At 70.9% G+C, this 22,410-nt stretch carries 19 protein-coding genes; 13 read left to right on the top strand and 6 right to left on the bottom strand.

Annotated features, from left to right (window positions below):
• The first annotated feature begins 49 nt into the window (after nucleotides 1-49).
• The 11 genes from KY5_RS22745 to KY5_RS22795 all read left to right on the top strand — a co-directional run bounded on the left by KY5_RS22745 (nucleotide 50) and on the right by KY5_RS22795 (nucleotide 10,003).
• Entirely contained in the window at nucleotides 50-988 is a 939-nt protein-coding gene (locus KY5_RS22745; protein WP_098243989.1) for a Rossmann-like and DUF2520 domain-containing protein, read from the top strand.
• The gene (panC, locus tag KY5_RS22750; protein WP_098243990.1) at nucleotides 985-1,989 is read left to right on the top strand and encodes a pantoate--beta-alanine ligase; all 1,005 of its coding nucleotides are present in this window, start codon (nucleotides 985-987) and stop codon (nucleotides 1,987-1,989) included. Before KY5_RS22745 ends, panC begins: the two co-directional genes overlap by 4 nt.
• Before the next feature lie 19 nt (nucleotides 1,990-2,008).
• Nucleotides 2,009-3,724 (top strand): L-aspartate oxidase, encoded by a 1,716-nt coding sequence (locus KY5_RS22755; RefSeq protein ID WP_098243991.1) that lies wholly within the window; start codon nucleotides 2,009-2,011, stop codon nucleotides 3,722-3,724.
• Between the two features lie 2 nt (nucleotides 3,725-3,726).
• Nucleotides 3,727-4,725, top strand: a complete 999-nt coding sequence (gene nadC / locus KY5_RS22760; RefSeq protein ID WP_098243992.1) for a carboxylating nicotinate-nucleotide diphosphorylase — start codon at nucleotides 3,727-3,729, stop codon at nucleotides 4,723-4,725.
• Nucleotides 4,725-5,531 (top strand): type III pantothenate kinase, encoded by an 807-nt coding sequence (locus KY5_RS22765; RefSeq protein WP_098243993.1) that lies wholly within the window; start codon nucleotides 4,725-4,727, stop codon nucleotides 5,529-5,531. The genes nadC and KY5_RS22765 overlap by 1 nt, the downstream gene beginning before the upstream one ends.
• A gap of 221 nt (nucleotides 5,532-5,752) precedes the next feature.
• On the top strand, nucleotides 5,753-7,348 hold the full coding sequence (locus KY5_RS22770) for a hypothetical protein (protein WP_098243994.1): 1,596 nt from the start codon (nucleotides 5,753-5,755) through the stop codon (nucleotides 7,346-7,348).
• Between the two features lie 125 nt (nucleotides 7,349-7,473).
• Nucleotides 7,474-8,088 carry a hypothetical protein gene (locus KY5_RS22775; protein WP_098243995.1) on the top strand — a complete coding sequence of 205 codons (615 nt, stop codon included), beginning with the start codon at nucleotides 7,474-7,476 and terminating at the stop codon, nucleotides 8,086-8,088.
• A gap of 13 nt (nucleotides 8,089-8,101) precedes the next feature.
• Entirely contained in the window at nucleotides 8,102-8,281 is a 180-nt protein-coding gene (locus KY5_RS22780) for a hypothetical protein (protein WP_098243996.1), read from the top strand.
• Between the two features lie 218 nt (nucleotides 8,282-8,499).
• Nucleotides 8,500-8,886, top strand: coding sequence for a BlaI/MecI/CopY family transcriptional regulator (locus KY5_RS22785; protein ID WP_079043824.1), 387 nt, complete (start codon nucleotides 8,500-8,502; stop codon nucleotides 8,884-8,886).
• 9 nt (nucleotides 8,887-8,895) lie between these two features.
• Nucleotides 8,896-9,438, top strand: a complete 543-nt coding sequence (locus KY5_RS22790; protein WP_098243997.1) for an amino-acid N-acetyltransferase — start codon at nucleotides 8,896-8,898, stop codon at nucleotides 9,436-9,438.
• Between the two features lie 226 nt (nucleotides 9,439-9,664).
• Nucleotides 9,665-10,003 carry a histone-like nucleoid-structuring protein Lsr2 gene (locus KY5_RS22795; RefSeq protein WP_098243998.1) on the top strand — a complete coding sequence of 113 codons (339 nt, stop codon included), beginning with the start codon at nucleotides 9,665-9,667 and terminating at the stop codon, nucleotides 10,001-10,003.
• Here KY5_RS22795 and KY5_RS22800 read toward each other — a convergent pair.
• Complete coding sequence (locus tag KY5_RS22800) at nucleotides 9,982-10,572, bottom strand: SCO3374 family protein (protein ID WP_098243999.1); 591 nt, start codon at nucleotides 10,570-10,572, stop codon at nucleotides 9,982-9,984. The genes KY5_RS22795 and KY5_RS22800 overlap by 22 nt on opposite strands.
• 441 nt (nucleotides 10,573-11,013) lie before the next feature.
• Between KY5_RS22800 and KY5_RS22810 the strand changes: the two genes are divergently transcribed.
• Complete coding sequence (locus KY5_RS22810; RefSeq protein WP_098244000.1) at nucleotides 11,014-13,542, top strand: ATP-dependent Clp protease ATP-binding subunit; 2,529 nt, start codon at nucleotides 11,014-11,016, stop codon at nucleotides 13,540-13,542.
• Nucleotides 13,543-13,633: 91 nt separating this feature from the next.
• Here KY5_RS22810 and KY5_RS22815 read toward each other — a convergent pair whose 3' ends face one another.
• The 4 genes from KY5_RS22815 to KY5_RS22830 are packed head-to-tail and all read right to left on the bottom strand — an operon-like array spanning nucleotide 13,634 to nucleotide 18,106.
• Nucleotides 13,634-16,201 (bottom strand): NACHT domain-containing protein, encoded by a 2,568-nt coding sequence (locus KY5_RS22815; protein ID WP_098244001.1) that lies wholly within the window; start codon nucleotides 16,199-16,201, stop codon nucleotides 13,634-13,636.
• A 46-nt stretch (nucleotides 16,202-16,247) separates the two neighbouring features.
• Nucleotides 16,248-16,964 carry a PDDEXK nuclease domain-containing protein gene (locus KY5_RS22820; protein ID WP_098244002.1) on the bottom strand — a complete coding sequence of 239 codons (717 nt, stop codon included), beginning with the start codon at nucleotides 16,962-16,964 and terminating at the stop codon, nucleotides 16,248-16,250.
• A gap of 51 nt (nucleotides 16,965-17,015) precedes the next feature.
• Nucleotides 17,016-17,207, bottom strand: coding sequence for a DUF397 domain-containing protein (locus KY5_RS22825; RefSeq protein WP_098244003.1), 192 nt, complete (start codon nucleotides 17,205-17,207; stop codon nucleotides 17,016-17,018).
• Nucleotides 17,204-18,106, bottom strand: coding sequence for a helix-turn-helix domain-containing protein (locus KY5_RS22830; protein WP_098244004.1), 903 nt, complete (start codon nucleotides 18,104-18,106; stop codon nucleotides 17,204-17,206). Before KY5_RS22830 ends, KY5_RS22825 begins: the two co-directional genes overlap by 4 nt.
• A gap of 317 nt (nucleotides 18,107-18,423) precedes the next feature.
• Between KY5_RS22830 and KY5_RS22835 the strand changes: the two genes are divergently transcribed.
• The gene (locus tag KY5_RS22835; protein WP_098244005.1) at nucleotides 18,424-18,744 is read left to right on the top strand and encodes an ATP-binding protein; all 321 of its coding nucleotides are present in this window, start codon (nucleotides 18,424-18,426) and stop codon (nucleotides 18,742-18,744) included.
• 63 nt (nucleotides 18,745-18,807) lie between these two features.
• Here the strand turns inward: KY5_RS22835 and KY5_RS22840 are convergent, their stop codons facing one another.
• Nucleotides 18,808-21,972: an NACHT domain-containing protein gene (locus tag KY5_RS22840; RefSeq protein ID WP_098244006.1), complete on the bottom strand. Its 3,165-nt coding sequence runs from the start codon at nucleotides 21,970-21,972 to the stop codon at nucleotides 18,808-18,810.
• Between the last annotated feature and the right edge of the window lie 438 nt (nucleotides 21,973-22,410).

The following is a 22,410-nucleotide window of genomic DNA, read 5'->3' on the forward strand; positions in this document are numbered from 1 at the left end:
GAGAAATCGTCCGGTACCCCGAGCGGACTGGAACGGAAGGCGTCATCGCGTGAACGCATCGCATCAGCCAGACCCGCGGGACCGTCCCGCGAGGCTCACCGTGGGTGTCGTGGGAGCGGGCCGCGTGGGCCCCGCGCTCGCCGCGGCGCTGCAACTCGCAGGGCACCGTCCGGTGGCCGCGTCCGGAGTGTCCGACACCTCCGTGCGCCGCGCCGCCGCGATGCTGCCCGACGTCCCCCTGGTACCGCCCGCCGAAGTCCTCGAGCGGGCCGACCTGGTGCTCCTGACCGTCCCCGACGACGCCCTGCCCGGCCTCGTCGACGGTCTCGCGGAGACCGGGGCCGTGCGCCCCGGCCAGCTCCTCGTGCACACCTCCGGCAGGTACGGCACCAAGGTCCTCGAACCCGCGCTGCGGGCCGGTGCCCTGCCGCTCGCGCTGCACCCCGCCATGACCTTCACCGGCACCGCCGTCGACGTGCAGCGCCTGGCCGGATGCTCCTTCGGCGTGACCGCGCCCGAGGAGCTGCGCCTCGCCGCCGAGGCCCTGGTCATCGAGATGGGCGGCGAGCCCGAGTGGATCTCCGAGGAGAGCCGCCCGCTCTACCACGCGGCCCTCGCCCTCGGTGCGAACCACCTGGTCACGCTGGTCGCCGAGTCCATGGACCTGCTCCGCGACGCGGGCGTGGCCGCCCCCGACCGGATGCTCGGCCCGCTGCTCGGCGCCGCCCTCGACAACGCCCTGCGCTCCGGCGACGCCGCGCTCACCGGACCCGTCGCGCGCGGGGACGCGGGCACGGTCGCCGCGCACGTCGCCGAGTTGCGCAAGCACGCCCCGCAGACCGTCGCGGGCTACCTCGCGATGGCCCGCGCCACCGCCGACCGCGCCCTCGCGCACGGCCTGCTCAAGCCGGAGCTCGCCGAGGACCTCCTCGGCGTCCTCGCCAACGGAGCGGGCGGCGCCGGTGGAGCCGGGGAGGGAGACCGATGACCACCGCCCTCCTGCACACCGCCGAGTCCTTGCGCACGCGCGCGCGTGCGGGACGCCGTGCCGTCGTCATGACGATGGGCGCCCTGCACGACGGACACGCCTCGCTGATCCGCGCCGCCCGCCGCGTCGCGGGCCCCGAGGGCGAGGTCGTCGTCACGGTCTTCGTGAACCCGCTCCAGTTCGGCGCGGGCGAGGACCTGGACCGCTACCCGCGCACCCTCGAAGCCGACCTCAAGATCGCCGAACAGGCGGGCGCCGACGCCGTGTTCGCCCCCTCCGTGGACGAGGTCTACCCGGGCGGCGAGCCCCAGGTCCGCATCGGCGCGGGCCCCATGGGCACGGTCCTCGAAGGCGCCACCCGCCCCGGCCACTTCGACGGCATGCTCACCGTCGTCGCCAAGCTGCTGCACCTCACCCGGCCCGACGCGGCGCTGTTCGGGCAGAAGGACGCCCAGCAGCTCGCCCTGATCCGCCGCATGGTGCGCGACCTGAACTTCGACGTGGAGATCGTCGGCGTCCCCACCGTCCGCGAGGACGACGGCCTGGCGCTCTCCAGCCGCAACCGCTACCTCGCGCCCGACGAGCGCCGCACCGCGCTCGCCCTCTCCCAGGCCCTCTTCGCGGGCCGCGACCGGCACGCCGCGCAGGAGGCCCTGCGCGCCCGTGCCGCCAGCGCGCCCGCCACGCGCGCGCGTGCCGTCGCCCTGAGCGCCATCGGCGAGTCCCGCGCGGCCGCCGACGCCCACGCGCTCGCCCGGTCCGGGGCGCCCTCCGCGAGCGACGGGCCCGCGGCCGTCCTCGCCTCGGCCCGGCAGGTCCTCGACGAGGCCGCCCGGCTGCGGCCCCCGCTGCGCCTGGACTACGTGGCGCTGGTCGACCCCGCCGACTTCACCGACGTACGTCCGGGGCACAGCGGAGACGCCGTCCTCGCCGTGGCCGCCAGGGTCGGCTCCACACGACTGATCGACAACATCCCGCTGACCTTCGGAGCGACCGTATGAGCGCGAACGGAGCCACCGCATGAGTGCCACCGGAATACGGCTGCACGCCCCCGCCCCCGGCTGGTCCCTCGAAGCCGACCTCGTGGTCGTCGGCTCCGGAGTGGCCGGGCTCACCGCGGCCCTGCGCTGCTCGGCCGCCGGTCTGAAGACGGTCGTGGTGACCAAGGCCCGCCTGGACGACGGCTCCACGCGCTGGGCGCAGGGCGGCATCGCCGCGGCGCTCGGCGAGGGCGACACCCCCGAGCAGCACCTTGAGGACACGCTGGTGGCGGGCGCGGGCGTGTGCGACGAGGAGGCCGTGCGCACCCTGGTCACCGAGGGCCCCGGCGCCGTGCGCCGCCTCATCGAGACCGGAGCCCGGTTCGACACGGGACCCGAGGGCGACATCGCCCTGACCCGTGAGGGCGGCCACCACCGCCGCCGCATCGTGCACGCGGGCGGCGACGCGACCGGCGTGGAGGTCTCCCGCGCCCTCGTCGAAGCGGTCCGCGCCCAGGGCATACCGACCGTCGAGAACGCCCTGGTGCTCGACCTCCTCACGGACGCCGAAGGCCGCACCGCCGGTGTCTCCCTGCACGTCATGGGCGAGGGCCAGCACGACGGCGTGGGCGCCGTGCACGCCCCCGCGGTGGTCCTCGCCACCGGGGGCATGGGCCAGGTCTTCTCGGCGACCACCAACCCGTCCGTCTCCACGGGCGACGGCGTCGCGCTCGCACTGCGCGCCGGAGCCGAGGTCTCCGACCTGGAGTTCGTGCAGTTCCACCCCACGGTGCTCTTCCTCGGCGCCGACGCGGAGGGCCAGCAGCCGCTGGTCTCCGAGGCGGTCCGCGGCGAGGGCGCGCACCTGGTGGACGCCGACGGCGTGCGCTTCATGGTCGGCCAGCACGAGCTCGCCGAGCTCGCGCCCCGGGACATCGTCGCCAAGGGCATCACGCGCCGCATGCAGGAAAAGGGCGCCGAGAACATGTACTTGGACGGCAGGCACTTCGGCGCCGACATGTGGGAGAACCGCTTCCCGACGATCCTCGCCGCCTGCCGCGCGCACGGCATCGACCCGGTGACCGAGCCCATCCCGATCGCCCCCGCCGCGCACTACGCGTCCGGCGGCGTCCGCACCGACGTGCACGGCCGCACCACCGTCCCCGGCCTGTACGCCTGCGGCGAGGTCGCCTGCACGGGCGTGCACGGCGCCAACCGGCTGGCCTCCAACTCCCTTCTGGAGGGCCTGGTCTACGCCGAGCGCATCGCCGCCGACATCGCGGCGCGGCACGCGGAGAACGCCCTGCACGCGCGCGTGCCCGCCCCCGTGACCCGGCCGCGGACGCCCGCCCACCCCCTGCTGCCGCCGGAGGCGCGCTTCGCCATCCAGCGCGTCATGACCGAGGGCGCCGGAGTGCTGCGCTCCGCCGCGTCCCTCGCCGAGGCGGCGGCCCGTCTCGCCCGCATCCACGCCCAGGCCGCCGGCGCGCTCGCCGACGACGGCAAGACCGCGGAGCCCGGCGTCGACACCTGGGAGGCCACCAACCTCCTGTGCGTCGCCCGTGTCCTGGTCGCCGCCGCCCAGCGCCGCGAGGAGACCCGCGGCTGCCACTGGCGCGAGGACCACGCCGACCGTGACGACGCGGCCTGGCGGCGCCACATCGTCGTACGCCTGAATCCGGACAGGACGCTGGCGGTAGACACGACAGCGACCCCCGATTTCCCTCCGACCCGTCCCAGTCCCCAGGAGCAGTGACCGTGAGCACCCCCGACAACCTCCCCCTCGCCGCCCCCTCAGCCGCAGGCGGTGGCTGTGGCGACGCCTGCGGCTGCGGCGGTGACGACGCGTACGACCCCATGGAGTGCGGTCTCGACCCCGCCCTTGCCCAGCTCCTGACCGAGGCGGGCCTCGACCCCGTGCAGGTCGAGGACATCGCGCACATGGCCATCGAGGAGGACCTGGACGGCGGCGTGGACGTCACCACGGTCGCCACCATCCCCGAGGACGCCGTCGCCACCGCCGACTTCGCCGCGCGCGAGGCGGGCACCGTCGCGGGCCTGCGCGTCGCCGAAGCCGTCCTCTCCGTAGTGTGCGAGGACGAGTTCGAGGTCGAGCGGCACGTCGAGGACGGCGACCGCGTCGCTGCGGGCACCGTGCTGCTCAGCGTCACCACCCGCACCCGCGACCTGCTCACCGCCGAGCGCAGCGCGCTCAACATCCTGTGCCGCCTCTCCGGCATCGCGACCGCCACGCGCGCGTGGGCGGACGTCCTGGAGGGCACGAAGACGCGGGTGCGCGACACCCGCAAGACGACGCCCGGCTACCGCGCCCTGGAGAAGTACGCGGTGCGCATGGGCGGCGGCGTGAACCACCGCATGTCGCTCTCCGACGCGGCCCTGGTCAAGGACAACCACGTGGTCGCCGCGGGCGGCGTGGAGCAGGCGTTCAAGGCCGTGCGCGAGCAGTTCCCCGGTCTGGCCATCGAGGTCGAGGTCGACACCCTCCACCAGCTGCGCGAGGTCCTGGACGCGGGCGCCGACCTGATCCTCCTGGACAACTTCACGCCGGGCGAGACCGCGGAGGCCGTGGCCCTGGTGGACGGCCGCGCCTTCCTGGAGTCCTCGGGCCGCCTCACCCGGGAGAACGCGCGCGCGTACGCCGATACGGGCGTGGACTACGTGTCGGTGGGCGCGCTCACCCACTCGTCGCCGATCCTGGACATCGGTCTCGACCTTCGGGAAGCGGTGCGGGACTGATGCTGCTCACCATCGACGTAGGCAACACGCACACGGTCCTCGGCCTCTTCGACGGCGAGGACATCGTCGAGCACTGGCGCATCTCCACCGACGCCCGCCGCACCGCCGACGAACTGGCGGTGCTCCTCAACGGATTGATGGGCATGCACCCGCTGCTCGGCGAGGAGCTGGGCGACGGCATCGACGGCATCGCGATCTGTTCCACCGTCCCCTCGGTCCTGCACGAGCTGCGCGAGGTCACCAGGCGCTACTACGGAGACGTGCCCGCCGTGCTCGTCGAACCGGGCATCAAGACCGGCGTCCCGATCCTCATGGACAACCCCAAGGAGGTCGGCGCCGACCGCATCATCAACGCGGTCGCGGCGGTCGAGCTCTACGGAGGCCCGGCGATCGTCGTCGACTTCGGCACGGCGACGACCTTCGACGCGGTCTCCGCGCGCGGGGAGTACGCCGGTGGCGTGATCGCCCCCGGCATCGAGATCTCGGTGGAGGCCCTCGGCGTGCGCGGCGCCCAGCTCCGCAAGATCGAGCTGGCCAGGCCGCGCAGCGTCATCGGCAAGAACACCGTGGAGGCCATGCAGGCGGGCATCCTGTACGGCTTCGCGGGGCAGGTCGACGGCGTCGTGAACCGCATGGCGCGCGAACTGGCGGGCCCGGGCGGCGACCCCGAGGACGTGACGGTGATCGCCACGGGCGGCCTCGCCCCGATGGTGCTCGGCGAGGCGTCGGTCATCGACGAGCACGAGCCGTGGCTGACGCTGATCGGACTCCGGCTCGTCTACGAGCGGAACGTGGCCCGGGGCTGAGCCCACCCCTCCCACCGGGGCGAAAGGGCGCGTACGCGCCGAAAGGCCCCCGGGGCCGGACGGCGCGAACCAGCCGCCGCGGAGTGCGCGCAGGTCGAACGGGCTTGCGCACACAACCCTCGTACCTTTACAAGAGTCTGCGCGGGGACGGGACTTGAGTGGGTTCGGACGGGCTGGGGCGAATGACGCGTAAGCGACGATGGTGGGCTGCCGCGGCGGTCATGGCACTGGCGATACCGGCGACCGCCCCGACAGCGGCCGCCCTGCCCGCCGCCGGGGCCCAGGAGCGCCACCTCGTCACCCAACCCGCCGCCCAGAGCCCACAAGACCCCTCCGAGCCCCCGCAAGGCCCCTCCGAGCCCCCTGAGGCCCCCGCCCAGGTCTGGTCCCGGATCTCGGTGCCCCAGCTGTCCCTGCCGCGCTCCGGCGAAGCCGTCGCCATCGACCCCATGATCGAGTTCTACGACGGCGGCACGTCCCTGCCGGGCCCCCGCGACGTGCGGCTCGTCATCGACACCAGCGGACTGCGGGGCGTCGCCACCGTGAAGGTCACGGACGACCTCTGCGCGGCCGAAGGGCCCCTCGTCACCTGCGAGTTCGAGAAGCATCTGAGGGGCCCCGACAAGCCGATCTCGGTCACCGCCGTCGCGGGCGTCGCGGCGGGCACCTCCGCGACCATCCGCTACGAAGTGACCGGCGAGCGCCTCACCGGCGCGAGGACCACCTCCCGCGTCTCCCTCGGCACGCCGAGCCTCGAAGTCGCCCAACTCCCCGACGAGAAGGGACTGGAGACCGGCCAGGACGTCGAGATCCCCGTCGTCCTGCGCAACACCGGCGACCGCGTGACCGAGCGGATCGCCGTCGAGGCCGCGGGCGACTCGGGCGTACGGCTCGCCCAGCGGCACAGCAACTGCCGCTACCGGCAGGGCGATCACGGCGACCACATCGCGGCGGTCACCTGCTACTTCGACCGGCCCCTCGCCCCCGGCGAGACCGTCGCCCTCGCCTCGCCGCTGCCCGGTTCTCTCACCGACGACGCCTTTCACACCCAGGTCACGTACTCCGCGGAGGCCGTCCCCGAGGAGCAGGACACCACCCAGGGCGGCACCCCGGGACGCGGCCCCGAGCTGACCCTCGTCCCGGCACGGGGACAGGGCACCGGCTTCGCCGCCGAGCGCGTGGTGCGGTTCGTGGCCAAGAACAGCGCGGACATCCGCGCGGTCGGCGACACCCTGAAGCCCGGCAAGAAGGGCACGACCCGAGAGCTCACCTTCGGTCTGCACAACGAAGGCCCCGCGCGGATCGCCCGCCCCCTGCGCGAACCTGCCGTCTACGTAGAGGTGACCCTGCCCAAGGGCGTGGTGGCGAGCACCGTACGCGTCGACGAGGAACCGGACGAGAACGCGGACGGCGACTGCTTCACCTACGAAGGCGGGAAGCGGAAGCCCTTCGCGCCGGGCCACCGCCGCTATCTGTGCCCCGACGCGGGAGTGGAGGCGCCCGGCAGCGGACAGTCCTACTTCTTCGAAGTCCGCTACTCCGAAGACGTCGCCGCGGTCGAGGGCACCGTCCGGGTGCGCTCCGGAGACACCGACCGTCCCGGAGACGGCGGTTTCGACCTCAACGACCCCGACCCGTCCAACGACGAGGCACCGATCGTCGTCGGCAAGAAGGCCGCGGGAGCCGAGAAGGCCGCGGACGCGCACCCCATGGCGGAGGCAGGCGCCGGGATCCTGCCGTGGATCGCGGCCGCGGCCGCCGCGCTGCTCGGCGTCGGAGCGGTCGTCTTCGCCCTGGTCCGCCGCCGCGCCGAATGACCGACCGCCGAGTGCCCGCCGGGTGAAGGTGACCGCCGCCGCGCCATGAAGTGGCGTTAAGCGGATTTTGTCCGTTCCGTGCGTATCGTCGTCCCATGCCCACGCCCTATGGATCTCGTGGCGGCATGGCCTTCGGTGCGGAGGAACTGCGTGTGCTCCGCCGCGCCCTGGCCCTCGCCCTGCACCCCAGCCCCGTCAGCGACGAGGACGTCAAGGACTGTCTTCGCCTCGCCGAATCGGTCGACGAGGCCGTACGCGAGGGAGCCAGACTCCGCGCGTTCCTGGTGGCCGACCTCGCGCGGTACCGGGCGGCCCTGCCCGGCACCGCGGCCGGCTACCTCGGTCTCCTGGACGACGCGCTCGGCGCCGGGTACCAGCCGGGCGCCGACGATCTCGCGGCGCTGCGCGCCCTGCGCGGCAACGCCGTCGCGGCCGCGCTGCTCGACCGGTGCCGGATCCTCGCCGAGAAGGCCGTGCGGGCCAGACTCGCGGGCCGCGCCGTCCCGGCCCCCGCCCGCGCCCTCGTTCCCGCGTCGCGCACCAGGCTGCTCGCGCTGCCCGGCGGTCTCGACGCGGCGGACGAACCGGCCGCGCCGAAGCCCAGGACACCCCGGACGCCGCCCGAGCGTCCGGCCGCTCCGGAGCCGTCCCGCCCGGTCCCCACCCCGGCCGAGGTCTTCCCGCCCAAGCGCCGCCCCGAGACCCCCGCGGACCCGCCGCACCAGCTCGCCGCGGGCTAGCTACTCTGGGGGCATGGACTACGTTTCCGCGCTCGTGCCCCCCGTAGTGATGGCCGTGTTCTTCACCGGTCTGATCGTGACGATCGTGAAGACCCAGGGCGGTGCCAACAAGGCGAAGGAGGACGCGGCCGCCGACGCCGCCGTCGCCCGCGCCGAATCCGTCCGTCAGTCCCCCGAGGCCGGCGGCGCCTGATCCGCATCTCATCGCACTTATGGGTGCCCGGTATCCTCGGTATCCCCGGTGTGACCTGCAAACGTCACCCGGTGTGCCCGGGCGCGCACCACGGCGTACGACTCCAGCGTTTTAGAGTCGTACGCCCTTTTTGTTGCAGAAATTAGGGGTACGCCACGTCCCTCACGCATCACGCCAATAGTGACGTCTCCCACTATTGTTCTGCTGTGCCTCGTCCATTGGGAGAACTCGAAGACTCAGTCATGACGCGGGTGTGGAAGTGGAACCGCCCCGTGACCGTTCGAGAAGTCCTGGAAGACCTTCAGCAGGAACGGTCCATCGCGTACACGACCGTGATGACCGTTTTGGACAATCTCCATCAGAAGGGCTGGGTGCGTCGCGAAGCGGAAGGGCGTGCCTATCGATATGAGGCGGTGTCCACTCGTGCCGCCTACGCGGCCGCACTGATGAACGAAGCGTGGTCGCGCAGTGACAACCCCGCGGCCGCACTCGTCGCCTTCTTCGGCATGATGTCGCCGGAACAGCGCGAAGCCCTGAGTGATGCCATGCGTATCGTCCAAGGCCCGGAGAACCCCGGCTCCCCAGAGCGTGGCGCAGAGCGATAGCGTCCGCCCATGGCAGCAGACGTACCCGAACTCAGCGAACTCAGTGCAAAAGCGGTCTCCCTCCGCAGGGCGCGAACCGCCGATGTCCCGGCCGTCCGCCGCCTCCTCGACTCCTACGTCGGCGAGCGCATCCTCCTGGACAAAGCGACGGTGACGCTTTACGAGGACATCCAGGAGTTCTGGGTGGCGGAACGCGACGACAACGCGGAGGTGGTCGGCTGCGGCGCTCTGCACGTGATGTGGGAAGACCTCGCGGAAGTCCGCACGCTCGCGGTGAACCCGGAGGTCAAGGGGGTCGGGGTGGGGCATCAGTTGCTCGGGAAGTTGCTCCAGACCGCCCGCTGGCTCGGCGTCCGCAAGGTTTTCTGTCTCACCTTCGAAGTCGACTTCTTCGCGAAGCACGGGTTCGTGGAGATCGGCGAGACTCCGGTCGACGGAGATGTCTACAGCGAGCTCCTGCGTTCCTATGACGAGGGCGTCGCGGAGTTCCTCGGCCTCGAACGAGTGAAACCGAACACCTTGGGCAACAGCCGGATGCTTCTGCATCTGTGATCGCCACCGTGGTATTCCGGACGGCCTCCTGCCCAGGTGGGCTATGTCCGAAACGCGTATGTTTCCAGGCTTCTCGGGGCGCCTGGTCTCTCCCAGGGGTTTGTGTTTTTCCAGCAAAAGCGGTTTGCTTTCCGACGTACTGCAGTACTGCATATAACAGGGGCCGGTGAATCGGCGGCGCACGTCGTGCGGGACGGCCTCGTAGTTATCGATGAAAGGAAATCCGGTGGCACAGAAGGTTCAGGTCCTTCTTGTCGATGACCTCGACGGTGGCGAGGCGGACGAGACCGTGACGTTCGCGTTGGACGGCAAGTCGTACGAGATCGACCTCACCACTGCCAACGCGGACAAGCTCCGTGGGGCTCTTGAGGACTTCGTCAAGGCCGGTCGGCGCACGGGCGGCCGTGGTTCCGGCGGCCGCGGCAAGGCTCGTGCCGCTGCCGCGAGCGGTGGTCAGGACACCGCCGCGATTCGCGCCTGGGCAAAGGAGAACGGTTTCGAGGTCAATGACCGCGGCCGCGTTCCCGCGTCCATTCGTGAGGCCTACGAGAAGGCCAACGGCTGACGGCTGCGACGCCGCAACCGGACCCGGTGGCACTGCGTTGCCGCCGTGTCCACAAGTCGTACGAGATCGGAGCCCACGGCGGGGTCGCTGTGGGGCACCGTCCCGCCTCCCCCCACAGTGGGCAGGGACGGAAGCGCCGGCAGCGTCGGCTCCACCTCGCGCCCGGGCTCCGGGGGTCGCAGCCAGACGGCGGCACCCCGCGAGCCGGACCACCCGGGGGGAGTGGGCGCGTCGATCCGCCCACCGGCCCCCACCGCGGTGAGACCCAGGGGAATGCTTCCCCACTCCAGCCAGTCGAGCAGCCCCGGCAGCTCGTCCGCGCCTCCCGCACTCACCAGGAGACGCATCGTTTCCCCGCGCAGGGCCACCGGAGCCATCGGGCCGAGGTGGCGCAGGGCCGCGAAGCCGGCCTCCGCCGGGAGCTCCAGGACGTCGAAGCGCAGGCCCGTGAGCAGTCGCACGGGACCCGGCTCCGGCGCGGTCGCCCAGCCGAGCTCGTTCTCGTACCACTGCCGCACCGGGTCGCTCTGCTCGACCGGCGTGCGGGGCTGGGGAACCGTGGGGGCCATGTCCGAGCAACAGCCGGAAGGCCGCGAGGGTTACGCAGGGTCGTCGATCGGTTGCGTACGGTGTCCGGAAAGAGGGCGTACGGGCGTGTTCGGCGGCGCAAGGGTGTTCGCCCGTAGCTGAGGGAACCGGTGCGCGCCGCATGGAGTGTCAGTCCTTACGGGTAAGACATCCCTAGTGGGGAGGGGCGACACGCGGGCTTCGGCGTCTCACGTTCGCCATCGGCGTAGTGATGGTGAGGGTAACTGCTTGGCCTGCGGGAACATCGTCTCGCACCATCGGGTTGGAGCAGTTGTCGGCGTTCGGGGTCAGGAGATCCTCCGAGATGGTGTCCGGGTGTCGGCAGTTGGAATGAGCGGTCCCCGCTTGCGGGACTAAGCTGCGGAAGGACAGGGAGGGGACCGACCCCTTTACTGCCTGACCGCTCTGAGGAGCGATTAACGATGTTCGAGAGGTTCACCGACCGCGCGCGGCGGGTTGTCGTCCTGGCTCAGGAAGAAGCCCGGATGCTCAACCACAACTACATCGGCACCGAGCACATCCTCCTGGGCTTGATCCATGAGGGCGAGGGTGTCGCCGCTAAGGCCCTGGAGAGCCTCGGGATTTCGCTCGAGGCGGTCCGCCAGCAGGTGGAGGAGATCATCGGGCAGGGCCAGCAGGCTCCGTCCGGGCACATCCCCTTCACCCCCCGTGCCAAGAAGGTCCTGGAGCTCTCGCTCCGCGAGGCCCTTCAGCTGGGCCACAACTACATCGGCACGGAGCACATCCTGCTCGGCCTGATCCGCGAGGGCGAGGGCGTCGCCGCCCAGGTCCTGGTCAAGCTGGGCGCCGACCTCAACCGGGTGCGGCAGCAGGTCATCCAGCTGCTCTCCGGTTATCAGGGCAAGGAGACCGCCACCGCCGGCGGTCCTGCGGAGGGCACGCCTTCCACGTCCCTGGTCCTCGACCAGTTCGGCAGGAACCTCACCCAGGCGGCCCGCGAATCCAAGCTCGACCCGGTCATCGGGCGCGAGAAGGAGATCGAGCGGGTCATGCAGGTGCTGTCCCGCCGTACGAAGAACAACCCGGTCCTGATCGGTGAGCCCGGCGTCGGCAAGACCGCCGTCGTCGAGGGCCTCGCTCAGGCCATCGTCAAGGGCGAGGTGCCCGAGACCCTCAAGGACAAGCACCTCTACACCCTCGACCTCGGTGCGCTGGTCGCCGGTTCCCGCTACCGCGGTGACTTCGAGGAGCGCCTGAAGAAGGTCCTCAAGGAGATCCGCACCCGCGGCGACATCATCCTGTTCATCGACGAGCTGCACACGCTCGTGGGTGCGGGTGCCGCCGAGGGCGCCATCGACGCGGCTTCCATCCTGAAGCCGATGCTGGCCCGCGGTGAGCTCCAGACCATCGGCGCCACCACGCTCGACGAGTACCGCAAGCACCTGGAGAAGGACGCCGCGCTCGAGCGCCGCTTCCAGCCCATCCAGGTCGCGGAGCCGTCGCTGCCGCACACCATCGAGATCCTCAAGGGCCTGCGCGACCGGTACGAGGCGCACCACCGCGTCTCGATCACGGACGAGGCCCTCGTCCAGGCCGCGACCCTGGCCGACCGGTACATCTCGGACCGCTTCCTGCCGGACAAGGCGATCGACCTGATCGACGAGGCCGGTTCCCGGATGCGCATCCGCCGGATGACCGCGCCGCCGGACCTCCGCGAGTTCGACGAGAAGATCGCGGGCGTGCGTCGCGACAAGGAGTCGGCGATCGACTCCCAGGACTTCGAGAAGGCGGCCTCTCTCCGCGACAAGGAGAAGCAGCTGCTCGCCGCGAAGGCCAAGCGCGAGAAGGAATGGAAGGCCGGCGACATGGACGTCGTCGCCGAGGTCGACGGCGAGCTGATCGCCGAGGTCCTCGCGACCGCCACCGGCATCCCGGTCTTCAAGCTGACGGAGGAGGAGTCCTCCCGTCTGCTGCGCATGGAGGACGAGCTCCACAAGCGCGTCATCGGCCAGAAGGACGCCGTCAAGGCGCTCTCGAAGGCGATCCGGCGTACGCGAGCGGGTCTGAAGGACCCGAAGCGTCCCGGTGGTTCGTTCATCTTCGCGGGCCCGTCCGGTGTCGGTAAGACCGAGCTGTCCAAGGCGCTCGCCGAATTCCTCTTCGGTGACGAGGACGCGCTGATCTCCCTCGACATGTCGGAGTTCAGCGAGAAGCACACGGTCTCGCGCCTCTTCGGTTCGCCCCCCGGATACGTGGGCTACGAAGAGGGCGGCCAGCTGACCGAGAAGGTCCGTCGCAAGCCGTTCTCCGTCGTCCTCTTCGACGAGGTCGAAAAGGCCCACCCGGACATCTTCAACTCGCTCCTGCAGATCCTGGAGGACGGTCGCCTGACCGACTCCCAGGGCCGCGTCGTGGACTTCAAGAACACGGTCATCATCATGACGACCAACCTTGGTACCCGCGACATCTCGAAGGGCTTCAACCTGGGCTTCGCGGCCCAGGGCGACACGAAGTCCAACTACGAGCGGATGAAGAACAAGGTCAGCGACGAGCTGAAGCAGCACTTCCGTCCGGAGTTCCTGAACCGCGTCGACGACGTCGTCGTCTTCCCGCAGCTCAGCCAGGACGACATCCTCCAGATCGTCGACCTGATGATCACCAAGGTGGACGAGCGCCTCAAGGACCGGGACATGGGCATCGAGCTCTCCCAGCCCGCGAAGGAGCTGCTCGCGAAGAAGGGCTACGACCCGGTGCTCGGCGCGCGTCCGCTGCGACGCACGATCCAGCGCGAGGTCGAGGACACCCTCTCCGAGAAGATCCTCTTCGGTGAGCTCCGCCCCGGCCACATCGTGGTCGTCGACGTGGAGGGCGAGGGCGACACCGCCACGTTCACCTTCCGCGGCGAGGAGAAGGCGGCGCTGCCGGACGTCCCGCCGATCGAGTCGGCCGCCGGTGGCGGCGCGGGCCCGAACCTGAGCAAGGAGGCGTGACGCTCGCGCTGAGCTGATCGCTTGCGGCAACGCTTGCAGGGGCTGCCCCGGACCGTTTCGTACGGTCCGGGGCAGCCCCTTTTCCGTACGGTCAATCGCCGTGTGACGGGCGGACGGTGAGGCGAACATGCGGTGGCACCTGCTGCGCTTCGGCCTCGCTCACGTGGGAGTACACCCAGACGTCGGTCAGGTTCGGGAAGGCCGAGAGCCAGGAGAGCCCTTCGGCGGGGTGGGGTGCGTCCAGCGTGAGACGGGTGAGCTGCTCGGGCACGATGAGCTCGGTGAGGTCCTCGACACGGTAGGCGCCGGTGACGTAGACGTCCGGCCAGCCTCCGATGGCGCGCAGGGCGCGGAGGTCCTCGGGGGCGTGGACGGGAACGGTGGGCCGGGAGGACAGGTGCGCGATGACTTCCCGTACGTAGAGCTCGCGATCGAAGCCCCCCCAGCACAGGGCCAGGGCCAACTGGACCCAGCTGCTGGGGTGGTCGCGAAAGCGCGTCAGGAAGTGCAGGGCCTGCGGGCTGCCGACCCTGGCGGCCGCGAAGACCACCAGACGGGCGAGCTCGTCGTCGACCTCGTTGGGGCCGGGCAGCAGGTGGAGCACCAGATCGCGGCCCGCCTCCGCCAAGGTGTGGGCCTCGCGGACCGTCCGCGGCGGAACGAGCGTCCGTACTCCCTCCTCCACCAGCTGCCGCACGGCCGGTGCCACCTCCGCCGCGTACGGCAGCGCGGCCGCCGCGAGCAGCTTGCCGCGCGCCGTGTTGCCCGCCACCAGCCGCCGCAGCATCCGCTCCGCCTCCTTGGGCCGCGCGTGCGCGACCGCCAGCAGGATGACGTCCTCCCACTGGGTGCGGTCCGCGTGGTTCACGAGCAGGTCGAAGTCCAGCTCCTGCACGGCGAGGCGGGCGCCCAGGTAGTCCTGGAAGGTGCGGTGCAGGAAGTCCACGCGCCCGGCGGCCGGTTCCCGCAACAGGCCCGACCGCAGCAGGAGCCAGGCGTACACGTCCGCACCGCTGCCGTCGAGGTCCATCGAGGGGGCGGCTTCTTCGACGATGTGCACGGCGTCCGAACGGTCCATCTCCGAGCGGCTGTTGCGGATCAGCCACCAGGCGAGTTTCTGCAGGATCTGCACCTGGACGGTGAGCGGGAGGCGCACGGCGGACGAGGGCCCGGGAGCCACCTGCCGCTCGACGTCCCTGCGTTCGAGCAGCATGGTCAGGGCGGCCTCGTACAAGGACTTCCTGTCCTGCGGCAGGAAGCCGCGCCGCTCGCGGTGGAGGGCGCAGAGCATTCCGCACATCAGCGGGTTGGTGGCGAGCCGGTTCAGTTCGGACGCGGCCCGCACGGACCGCAGCAGGGCGGCGCCGACCGCGTCGTCGGCCCCCGCGGCCCGGTGCCAGCGGCGCACGAACGTCTCGACGCCGTCGCGGGCCATCGGCGACAGCGTGAGCTCGACGAAGTCCGTGGTGTCCAGCCACCTGTCCGGGACGGCGGAGGGACGGGTCGTGACGAGCCACAGGTTGCCGGGGAAGGTGCGCGTCAGATCGCGCAGCCACCGCTTGGCGTCCTTGCGCCGCTCCTCGGGGATCTCGTCGATGCCGTCGACGAGGAGCACGCCGCGCCCCGCCCGCAGCACCCGCTCCACCCAGCCCGCGGGCTGCTCCCCGGTGACGAGGCAGCCGACGGCAGCCAAGAAGTCCGCCGGGACGGGGAGTTCGGTACCCGGCCGGACGATCCGCCGCATCGGCAGCACGAACGGCACGCGCCCCATGAGGTGGGTGGCTCCGTGCTCGTACGTCAGGTCGGCCGCCGTCACGGCGAGCCACTGGACCAGGGTCGTCTTGCCGGACCCCGCGACGCCGCGCAGCAGCACGTGGTCGTGCTGGGCGAGGACCTGCTCGGCGGCGACCTGGGCCGCGCCCTCCCCGGGGCGGTCCCTGGTCGCCGCCAGGCTGAGGTAGGCCGTGTCGAGCGGCCACTCGCTGGTCCCGGCGTAGACGTCGAGCCCGTAGATGGTGAGGGTGCCGTGCCGCGCGGTGATGTACGACGCGTACCGCGCCTCGAACGCGGCGTCCTCGGACGACTGCGACGGCAGCCGTTCGAGGAGTACGTCGACGGCGCTGACCAGCTGCGCGAGCTGCTGGCTCTGCCGGGTCTGCTGCCGGGCGATGTACGTGGAGCGCTGCGTGAAGAAGTTCAGGATGTGCAGGGACGCGGTGTGCAGCAGCCGTTCGAGGAACAGCTCGGCGTCGCGACTGAGCGCGAAGGTCGCGATGGTCACGGCTGTCCGCGAACGCAGGGTGCGGGTGAACTCCTCGGGGCCGAGCGCGACGGCTTCGTAGTCCGCGATGGTGAGGGTGCCGAGGGCGGCGAGCGAGTGCGCGAGGGCGGTCCTGACCGCGACGGCCTCGGTGGCGTCCACGGGGAGCTCGCCGGGCCTCGCGGCCTTCAGCGCCCTGCGGACGAGTTCGTCGGCGATCTTCTCGACGTCCTTCGGGGCGACGTCCCGCTTCTCGCCCTTGAACGACACGAGCCCGGAGATCCGCACCGGCTCGGTGACCAGCGCGGCGCCCGGCAGGTCCGTCACGAAGAGCTTCTTCACGAGGGGCGCGACCGCGCCGGACGCGAGACGGGCGCCGAGGGCTCCGGGGTCGACCATAGGTCGAGGTTAGGTCAACGGGCCTACGCAGGCAGGGGGTTGGGGGTTAAGGGCTGCCGGTTCGGCCGGCCTCCGCCTGCTCGATGCCGTCGATGGCTTCCTGGACGACCCGGGACAGGTCCTCTTCGGTGGGGATCAGCTCACGCTCCGCCGGGGCCAGCGTGGAGTAGGAGGCGACTGCCATGGGGTTGTTGCTGGCGTCGAGGGCCAGCTGAACGGCTGCCTTGTTGTGGCGGGCTCCGATGAGGAAGCCGATGGTCGCGTCGTCCCGTTCCGGCTCGCGCACCATCTGGTCGACCACGCTCACGTAGAAGTTGAGCTTGCCGACGTGCTCGGGGCGCACGTCCTTCGTCTTGAGCTCGAAGACGAAGTAGCGGTGGAGTTTGAGGTGGTAGAAGAGCAGGTCGATACGGAACTCGTCGCCCCCGATGACGACGGGGTACTGGCGCCCCACGAAGGCGAAGCCGACACCGAGCTCCGTAAGGAACCGGATCATCCCGTCGACGATGGCGGTCTCCAGTTCACGCTCGGCGTGCTGCTTGTCGAGTCCGAGGAAGTCGAGGCGGTACGGGTCCCGGACCAGCTCCTTGAGTGCGTCGGAGCCGTCCGGCACGGTCGCCGCGAAGTTGTTGGCGGCCCGTTGGGCACGGGTCCGTGCGCAGGACACGGCCCCCTTGATCTCGCTCAGGAGATCGCCGTACCAGGAGGGCAGGCCGTTCTGCTGGGCGGGGATCTCTGCTCTGGCCTCGGTGTTCTTGCTCATGGCGCCGACGATCGCGTAGGGCGCCTTGGCCGGGGCGAGATTGGGGTCACGTCACCCGAACGTGTGGTCGGACGAGGTCAGGGTGCGTATGAGGGTGGCGAAGGCGGTGGGGCTGGTGGTGAGCGTGGTGGCCGGGGCGTCGCTCTCTTGGAGGTGGATCCGACCGGTGGGGTGTGCGGCCACGTAGACGCAGTTCGCTTGGTCGCCGCTGAAGGAGGACTTCTGCCAGTCGAGAGTGCTCATGCTTGTGCTCCCAGGAGGGTGTACAGGATGTGTTGGACGAGGCCCAGCGAATCCCGTGTTCCGTGCTTGACGGGGATCACCGTCGTGTCGATGGCCGGGAGTGCTGCGGCGCCGATCCGTTCAAACTGACGGCGGTACTTGGTAACGGTGTCTTCGCCGTGGAGGAACATGGACTGCGCGGGATGTTCCATCAGTACGGTTTCCAGCGCGCCGCCATGCGAGGCGATGTGGCAGAACGGTGTGGTGATCGCCGACACCGCGACGGCCGTGAAGGGCACGATCTGAACGGTCACGTGCGGAAGTTCGGCAAGTTCCGTCAACTTGAGCAACTGCTGGTGCATGACCTGCGCGCCGCCGAAGCGCATGTGGAGGGCAGCTTCGTGGATGACGGCGTGGACGTGGGGAGGACGGTCGCCGACAAGCACACGTTGGCGTGCCAGACGGAAGCGGACGGCATCCTCGACCTCTGCCGTAGAGCTGACGGCGTCGCTCGCCTCAAAGATGGCGCGCGTGTAGCCCTCGACTTGGAAAAGGCCAGGCAGGAACAGCGACTCGTACGAGCGCAGCTGCACGGCTTCGGACTCCAGCTCTGCCAGATCGAGCGCGGATGTGGGCAGCTGAGACTTGTAGCTTGTCCACCACCCCTTGCCGGACGACTGGCCTAGCCCCACTAAGGCATCCACGAAGGGTGAACTAGTAACCCCGTACGCCCGGCACAGAGTTCGGATGCGCTCCGCGGAGATCGGAGTGCGGCCATTCTCCGCGTGCGTCAGGTGCACCCGGCCCATATCGATGACATCTCCGGCTGCCTGCACGGTCAAGCCGCTGTGCTCGCGCAACCTTCGGAGTTCGTAGCCGAGTCGGAGCTGTCGCTCGGTCGGAGCTGTTCGCAGGGCCAACGCTGTCTCTCTTCTTGAAGTTGGGGCCAGTTTGCCCGGGCAGGGTGCCCGGGTCCACCAAAGACGGCGATTAGGTTGAACAAGTAAGCCCCATGTCGCTACCGTACGTATAGCGACGCTCACGCAACCATGTCGGAAGCCTCGCTGTCGACGCATTCCCCCCGCCCTGCCCGCCCGCAGAAGCGCACCGCCCGATCCAACTCCCCGTGCCGGACGGGGGATTGTTCGCGAGGGGCGGTAGGCCACTGCGGTCGGGCCACGTGGGGCCGGTCATCCACCAGTCGAAACAGCGACCCTCAACGCCATGGAGGCGTCTCATGGGCGTACCCCCGCATGACCTCACGTCGGACACCTACACCCTGTTCGCCCCCGGCAACGCACACTCCGCCAAGATCTGCCGCGATTTCGTACAACGCACCTTGGAAACCCTCGGCCTCGGCCACCTCGGGGACACCGCCGCTCTCTGCACCTCTGAACTGGTGACCAACGTGCACCAGCACACGAAGAGCGATGTCCACCTCAGAGCCGCCGTCGCCACCACCCACGTACGCATCGCTGTGTACGACGGCGGCGACCAACTGCCCGCGCCCCGCAGGCCCGATGCGGACCAGGAGAGCGGGCGGGGCTCTTCCTCGTGACCGCGCTGTCGGACGTGTGCGGGGTGACGCCCGCGAGTGCGGGCAAAGGCGTGTGGTTTCAGCTCAATCGGTGAGCGGGCCGTAGACGTGTACGTCGATGTGGGCGGGCAGGGCGTCCAGGCCCACCGCCTCGGCGAAGACCGTCAGCTCCGTCAGGCTCGGGTGGTCGGCCAGGGCGGAGACGTTGACGGGGGCGTGCCGCTCCGGGCTGCCCTCAGGAGGGCTCAGCAGGATCAGGCGCTTGAGTCCGGGCGCGACCGTGCAGAGGCGGGAGGCCAGGTCCCCCCAGGAGTCGTCGGGGGCGAGCTGCAGGTCGAGCAGGCCGGGCAGGGTCAGCCCCGGCGGGACGGTCATGAGGGAGCGCGACGGCAGGTTCAGCGCGGTGAGCCCCGGCAGGGTCGCCAACACCTCCCAGTCCCTCGGGGGCAGTGGATGGTCGTGGCTGAAAGTCACCCGCGCCAGCTTCGGCCAACGGGCCAGGCACGACAGGTCGGTCAGCGCGGCACGGGAGTCCACCAGGCCGAGGAACGTCAGAGGAGCCTCGGCTGGGAACGGCGCCAGGCTCCACGGCTCCTGCGCGCCGACGACGCTGAGCCCGTCCAGGCGGCCCAGGGCGGCCAGCGCCTCGGCTGTCAGGAGGCCCGGCGGGAACCTGTTGAGCAGCAGGAAGCTGGGCTCGCAGGCCGCTATGAAGCGGGACGCGACGTCGGGGCTGACCCCCGGTCTGATGTCCAGCCGTCGCGGGCGCAGGCCGAGCCGTTCGAGCTCGGTCACCTGTTCGTCGGTGCGGAGGGTGAAGTGGACGTCGCGACCGTCGAGCCGGGCGATGACTTGCTCCGCGTACGGACGGCAGGCGTGGCGGTGCCACCCCCACATCAGTTGGCTGTGGACGCCGATCCCCTCGTGCCGGGTGAACCGGGTGAGGAAGGGGATCGTGGCGTCCGCGTCCACGTGTGTCGCGGTGGTCACCACCTGCTGGGCCTCGTCCTCGGAGAGGCCGTCGGGTCCTGGCAGCAGGTCGAGCACCATGGCCCCGACCTTCGCCAGCGCCCGCGCGTCCTCCGCGTTCCGCGGCGGAATCAGCGCCGCCGTACGCCGCTCCACCTCCTCCCGCACCGCCGGGTCCAGCTCCGCCGCGTGTTCCAGGCAGGCGGCGGCCAGGAGGTGGATCCGCTTGCGGGCCCCGTCCTGCGGGTGACGGTCCCCGTGCGTGAGCAGGGCGCCCAGGATCTCCGCCCGTTCACGCGGCCGCGCCTGCGCCACCGCCATGCGGATGACGTCCTCCCACTGGTCGTCCGCCGCGTGCCGGGCGAGTACGCCGAAGTCGCCCTCGTCGACCGCCGCTCGCGCCCCCAGGAAGTCCTGGAACGTGCGGTGGACGAAGTCGACGGTGCCGGGCCCCGGTTCGCGCAGGAGGCCGCTGCGATGCAGGAAGTGGGTGTAGACGGCCCGCGCGTCGCCGAGCGGGGCCAGCTCCGGCACCGCCGGGAGCGCGTCCGCGATGATGGACTCCGCCCGCGAACGGTCCATGACCGTACGGCCGTTGCGGATCAGCCAGTACGCGAGCCGCTGCAGGAGCTGGATCTGCGGCTCCTCCCGCAACTCCGGTACGGCCATGTGGCGTTCGCGGTCCCGGCGGACCAGGAGCATGGAGAGGGCCGCCGCGTAGAGGTCCTTGCGGCCCATCGGCAGGAAGCCCCGCCGGTCCCGGTGCAGGGCGCAGATCAGGCCGCACATGAGCGGGTTGGTGGCGAGGCGGCCCAGATCCGGCTTCGACCGCACCGCTTCCAAGAGCTGACCCTCGTACGCGACGAGTTCGGCGTCTTCCTCCGGGGCCCCCGTGGCCGCGGCCGTGTGCCAGCGCTCGATGAACGCCGCCACCTCCGCCTTTCCCATCGGGGCGAGCGTCAGCTCGGTGAAGCCCTCCTCGGTGAGCCAGTCCTCGCGTACGGCCGAAGGGCGCGACGTCACCAGCCAGCGGTTGCCGGGGAACGCGTCGATGAGGTCGCTCAGCCAGTCCCGGGTCCGGTCGCGCTCGGCGTCCGGGATCTCGTCGATGCCGTCGATCAGGACCAGGGCGCGGCCCGCCGTCAGGACGCGCGCCTCCCACCCCTGCGGCTGCGTGCCCGCGAGCGGGCAGCCCACGGAGGCGAGGAAGTCCGGGGGAGCGGGCAGCCGCTCGCCGTGGCGGGTGAGGGTGCGCAGGGGGAGTACGTAGGGGACGCGGTCCTCCAGGTACGCCATGGTCGGGTGGGCCTTGGTGGTGTGGGCCTCGGCCGGGTAGGCCCCGGCGGGGCCCGGTCCTGCCGCGTCCCTGCGGGTCGCGCTCACCGCCAGCCACTGCACGAGCGTGGTCTTGCCGGAGCCCGCCTCGCCCCGCAGGAGGACCCGGTCGTGGGTGGCGAGAGCCTGGTCCGCGGGGAGCGGGGGCGTGTGCTCGACGAGTTCCACCTCTTCGGTGTGGTGCTCCGCTCCCGATGAGTAGTGGACCGTCCCCACGCGTCCGGGCGGCTCCGCCTCCAGCGACATGTACGCCGCGTCCAGTGGCCACTTCGCCGGGGAGCCCGACAGGTCGATGCCGAAGATCGTCAGCTTGGCGTGCTTCTTCGCGACGTACGCGAGGTAGCGCCGCTCGAAGGCGAGGTCCTGCGCCCCGGTGATCGGCCTGCGGGAGATCAGCTCGTCGACCTTCGCGATCAGCTCGTCCTGGCCCCGGCTCTGCGCGACCAGCGTCGCCGCGACGAACGTGGAGCGCTGTGTGAAGAACTGCAGGATGTGCAGGCACGCCCACTCGATGACCGAGTCGAGGTAGAGAGCGGCGTCCTGGGACAGCCCGGTGGTGGGGTGCGGCCCGCTGCGCGCCGCGCCGCGCACGAGCTCGCGGGCCAGTTCCCGGTGGCCGAGTCGGACGGCCTGGACGTCGTCCATGTCGAGATCCCCGAGCGAGAGCAGCACTCGGGCCAGGGCGTCGGTAACGGCCCCTGCCTCGTCCCGCGGGAAGGTCCGCTCGCCGGGCGCGGCCAGGGACGCCCGCACCAGCCGGTCCACGAGGACTCGCACGTCCCGCCTGCTCAGTGTGCGCTGCTCCCCCTTGAACGACACCAGCGAGGACAGCCGCACCGGCTTGGCCACCAGGCCCGCGCCGGGGCCCTCCCGTACGAAGAGCTTCTTGACCAAGGGGGCGACGGCACTGGACGCCAGGCGGGTGCCCAGGAGCGCGGGATCCATGGGCGTGAGCGTAGTGGGGGTCACATTCGCGGCGGGGTGGATCTCGGAGGCCGGTGACATGGCGCACAGGTCTTTCGTCCGGTACTAGGCGGAATAGTGGTCGCGGCGCGATCGCCGGTCGGGACCTTCGGCCCGCGGGCTCCGGGACCTTGGACGTGTCCGGCCGCGGTGGGTGCCGCCCTGGTGGGGGTGCGGCTCGGGAGGGGCTCCGATGTGCGGCTAAACCCGCGCGAGGGGAGAAAACCCTGTTACCGGACTGTGGGGTAATTGTCCGGATTTGATGGTGTCAAGCGGGCTAAATCCTTGCCTCTCGCTACGGCTTTGCGTAGTAGATGGGCGTTTTGGGTGGTGGCCGGGGTGGGGGTTACCAAGGGATGACCGACCCGGCGAAGCGCGGTCGGCGGGTGATCCGCCCGCCCCGCCTGCCGGGTCCGCTCA

This window comes from Streptomyces formicae (assembly GCF_002556545.1).
Lineage (GTDB): Bacteria > Actinomycetota > Actinomycetes > Streptomycetales > Streptomycetaceae > Streptomyces > Streptomyces formicae_A.

Coding starts and splice junctions, on each gene's coding strand:
- panC (WP_098243990.1), top strand. CDS start 985: ATGACCACCGCCCTCCTGCACACCGCCGAGTCCTTGCGCACGCGCGCG.
- KY5_RS22755 (WP_098243991.1), top strand. CDS start 2,009: ATGAGTGCCACCGGAATACGGCTGCACGCCCCCGCCCCCGGCTGGTCC.
- KY5_RS22765 (WP_098243993.1), top strand. CDS start 4,725: ATGCTGCTCACCATCGACGTAGGCAACACGCACACGGTCCTCGGCCTC.
- KY5_RS22770 (WP_098243994.1), top strand. CDS start 5,753: ATGGCACTGGCGATACCGGCGACCGCCCCGACAGCGGCCGCCCTGCCC.
- KY5_RS22775 (WP_098243995.1), top strand. CDS start 7,474: ATGGCCTTCGGTGCGGAGGAACTGCGTGTGCTCCGCCGCGCCCTGGCC.
- KY5_RS22780 (WP_098243996.1), top strand. CDS start 8,102: ATGGACTACGTTTCCGCGCTCGTGCCCCCCGTAGTGATGGCCGTGTTC.
- KY5_RS22790 (WP_098243997.1), top strand. CDS start 8,896: ATGGCAGCAGACGTACCCGAACTCAGCGAACTCAGTGCAAAAGCGGTC.
- KY5_RS22800 (WP_098243999.1), bottom strand. CDS start 10,572: ATGGCCCCCACGGTTCCCCAGCCCCGCACGCCGGTCGAGCAGAGCGAC.
- KY5_RS22810 (WP_098244000.1), top strand. CDS start 11,014: ATGTTCGAGAGGTTCACCGACCGCGCGCGGCGGGTTGTCGTCCTGGCT.
- KY5_RS22815 (WP_098244001.1), bottom strand. CDS start 16,201: ATGGTCGACCCCGGAGCCCTCGGCGCCCGTCTCGCGTCCGGCGCGGTC.
- KY5_RS22820 (WP_098244002.1), bottom strand. CDS start 16,964: ATGAGCAAGAACACCGAGGCCAGAGCAGAGATCCCCGCCCAGCAGAAC.
- KY5_RS22825 (WP_098244003.1), bottom strand. CDS start 17,207: ATGAGCACTCTCGACTGGCAGAAGTCCTCCTTCAGCGGCGACCAAGCG.
- KY5_RS22835 (WP_098244005.1), top strand. CDS start 18,424: ATGGGCGTACCCCCGCATGACCTCACGTCGGACACCTACACCCTGTTC.
- KY5_RS22840 (WP_098244006.1), bottom strand. CDS start 21,972: ATGGATCCCGCGCTCCTGGGCACCCGCCTGGCGTCCAGTGCCGTCGCC.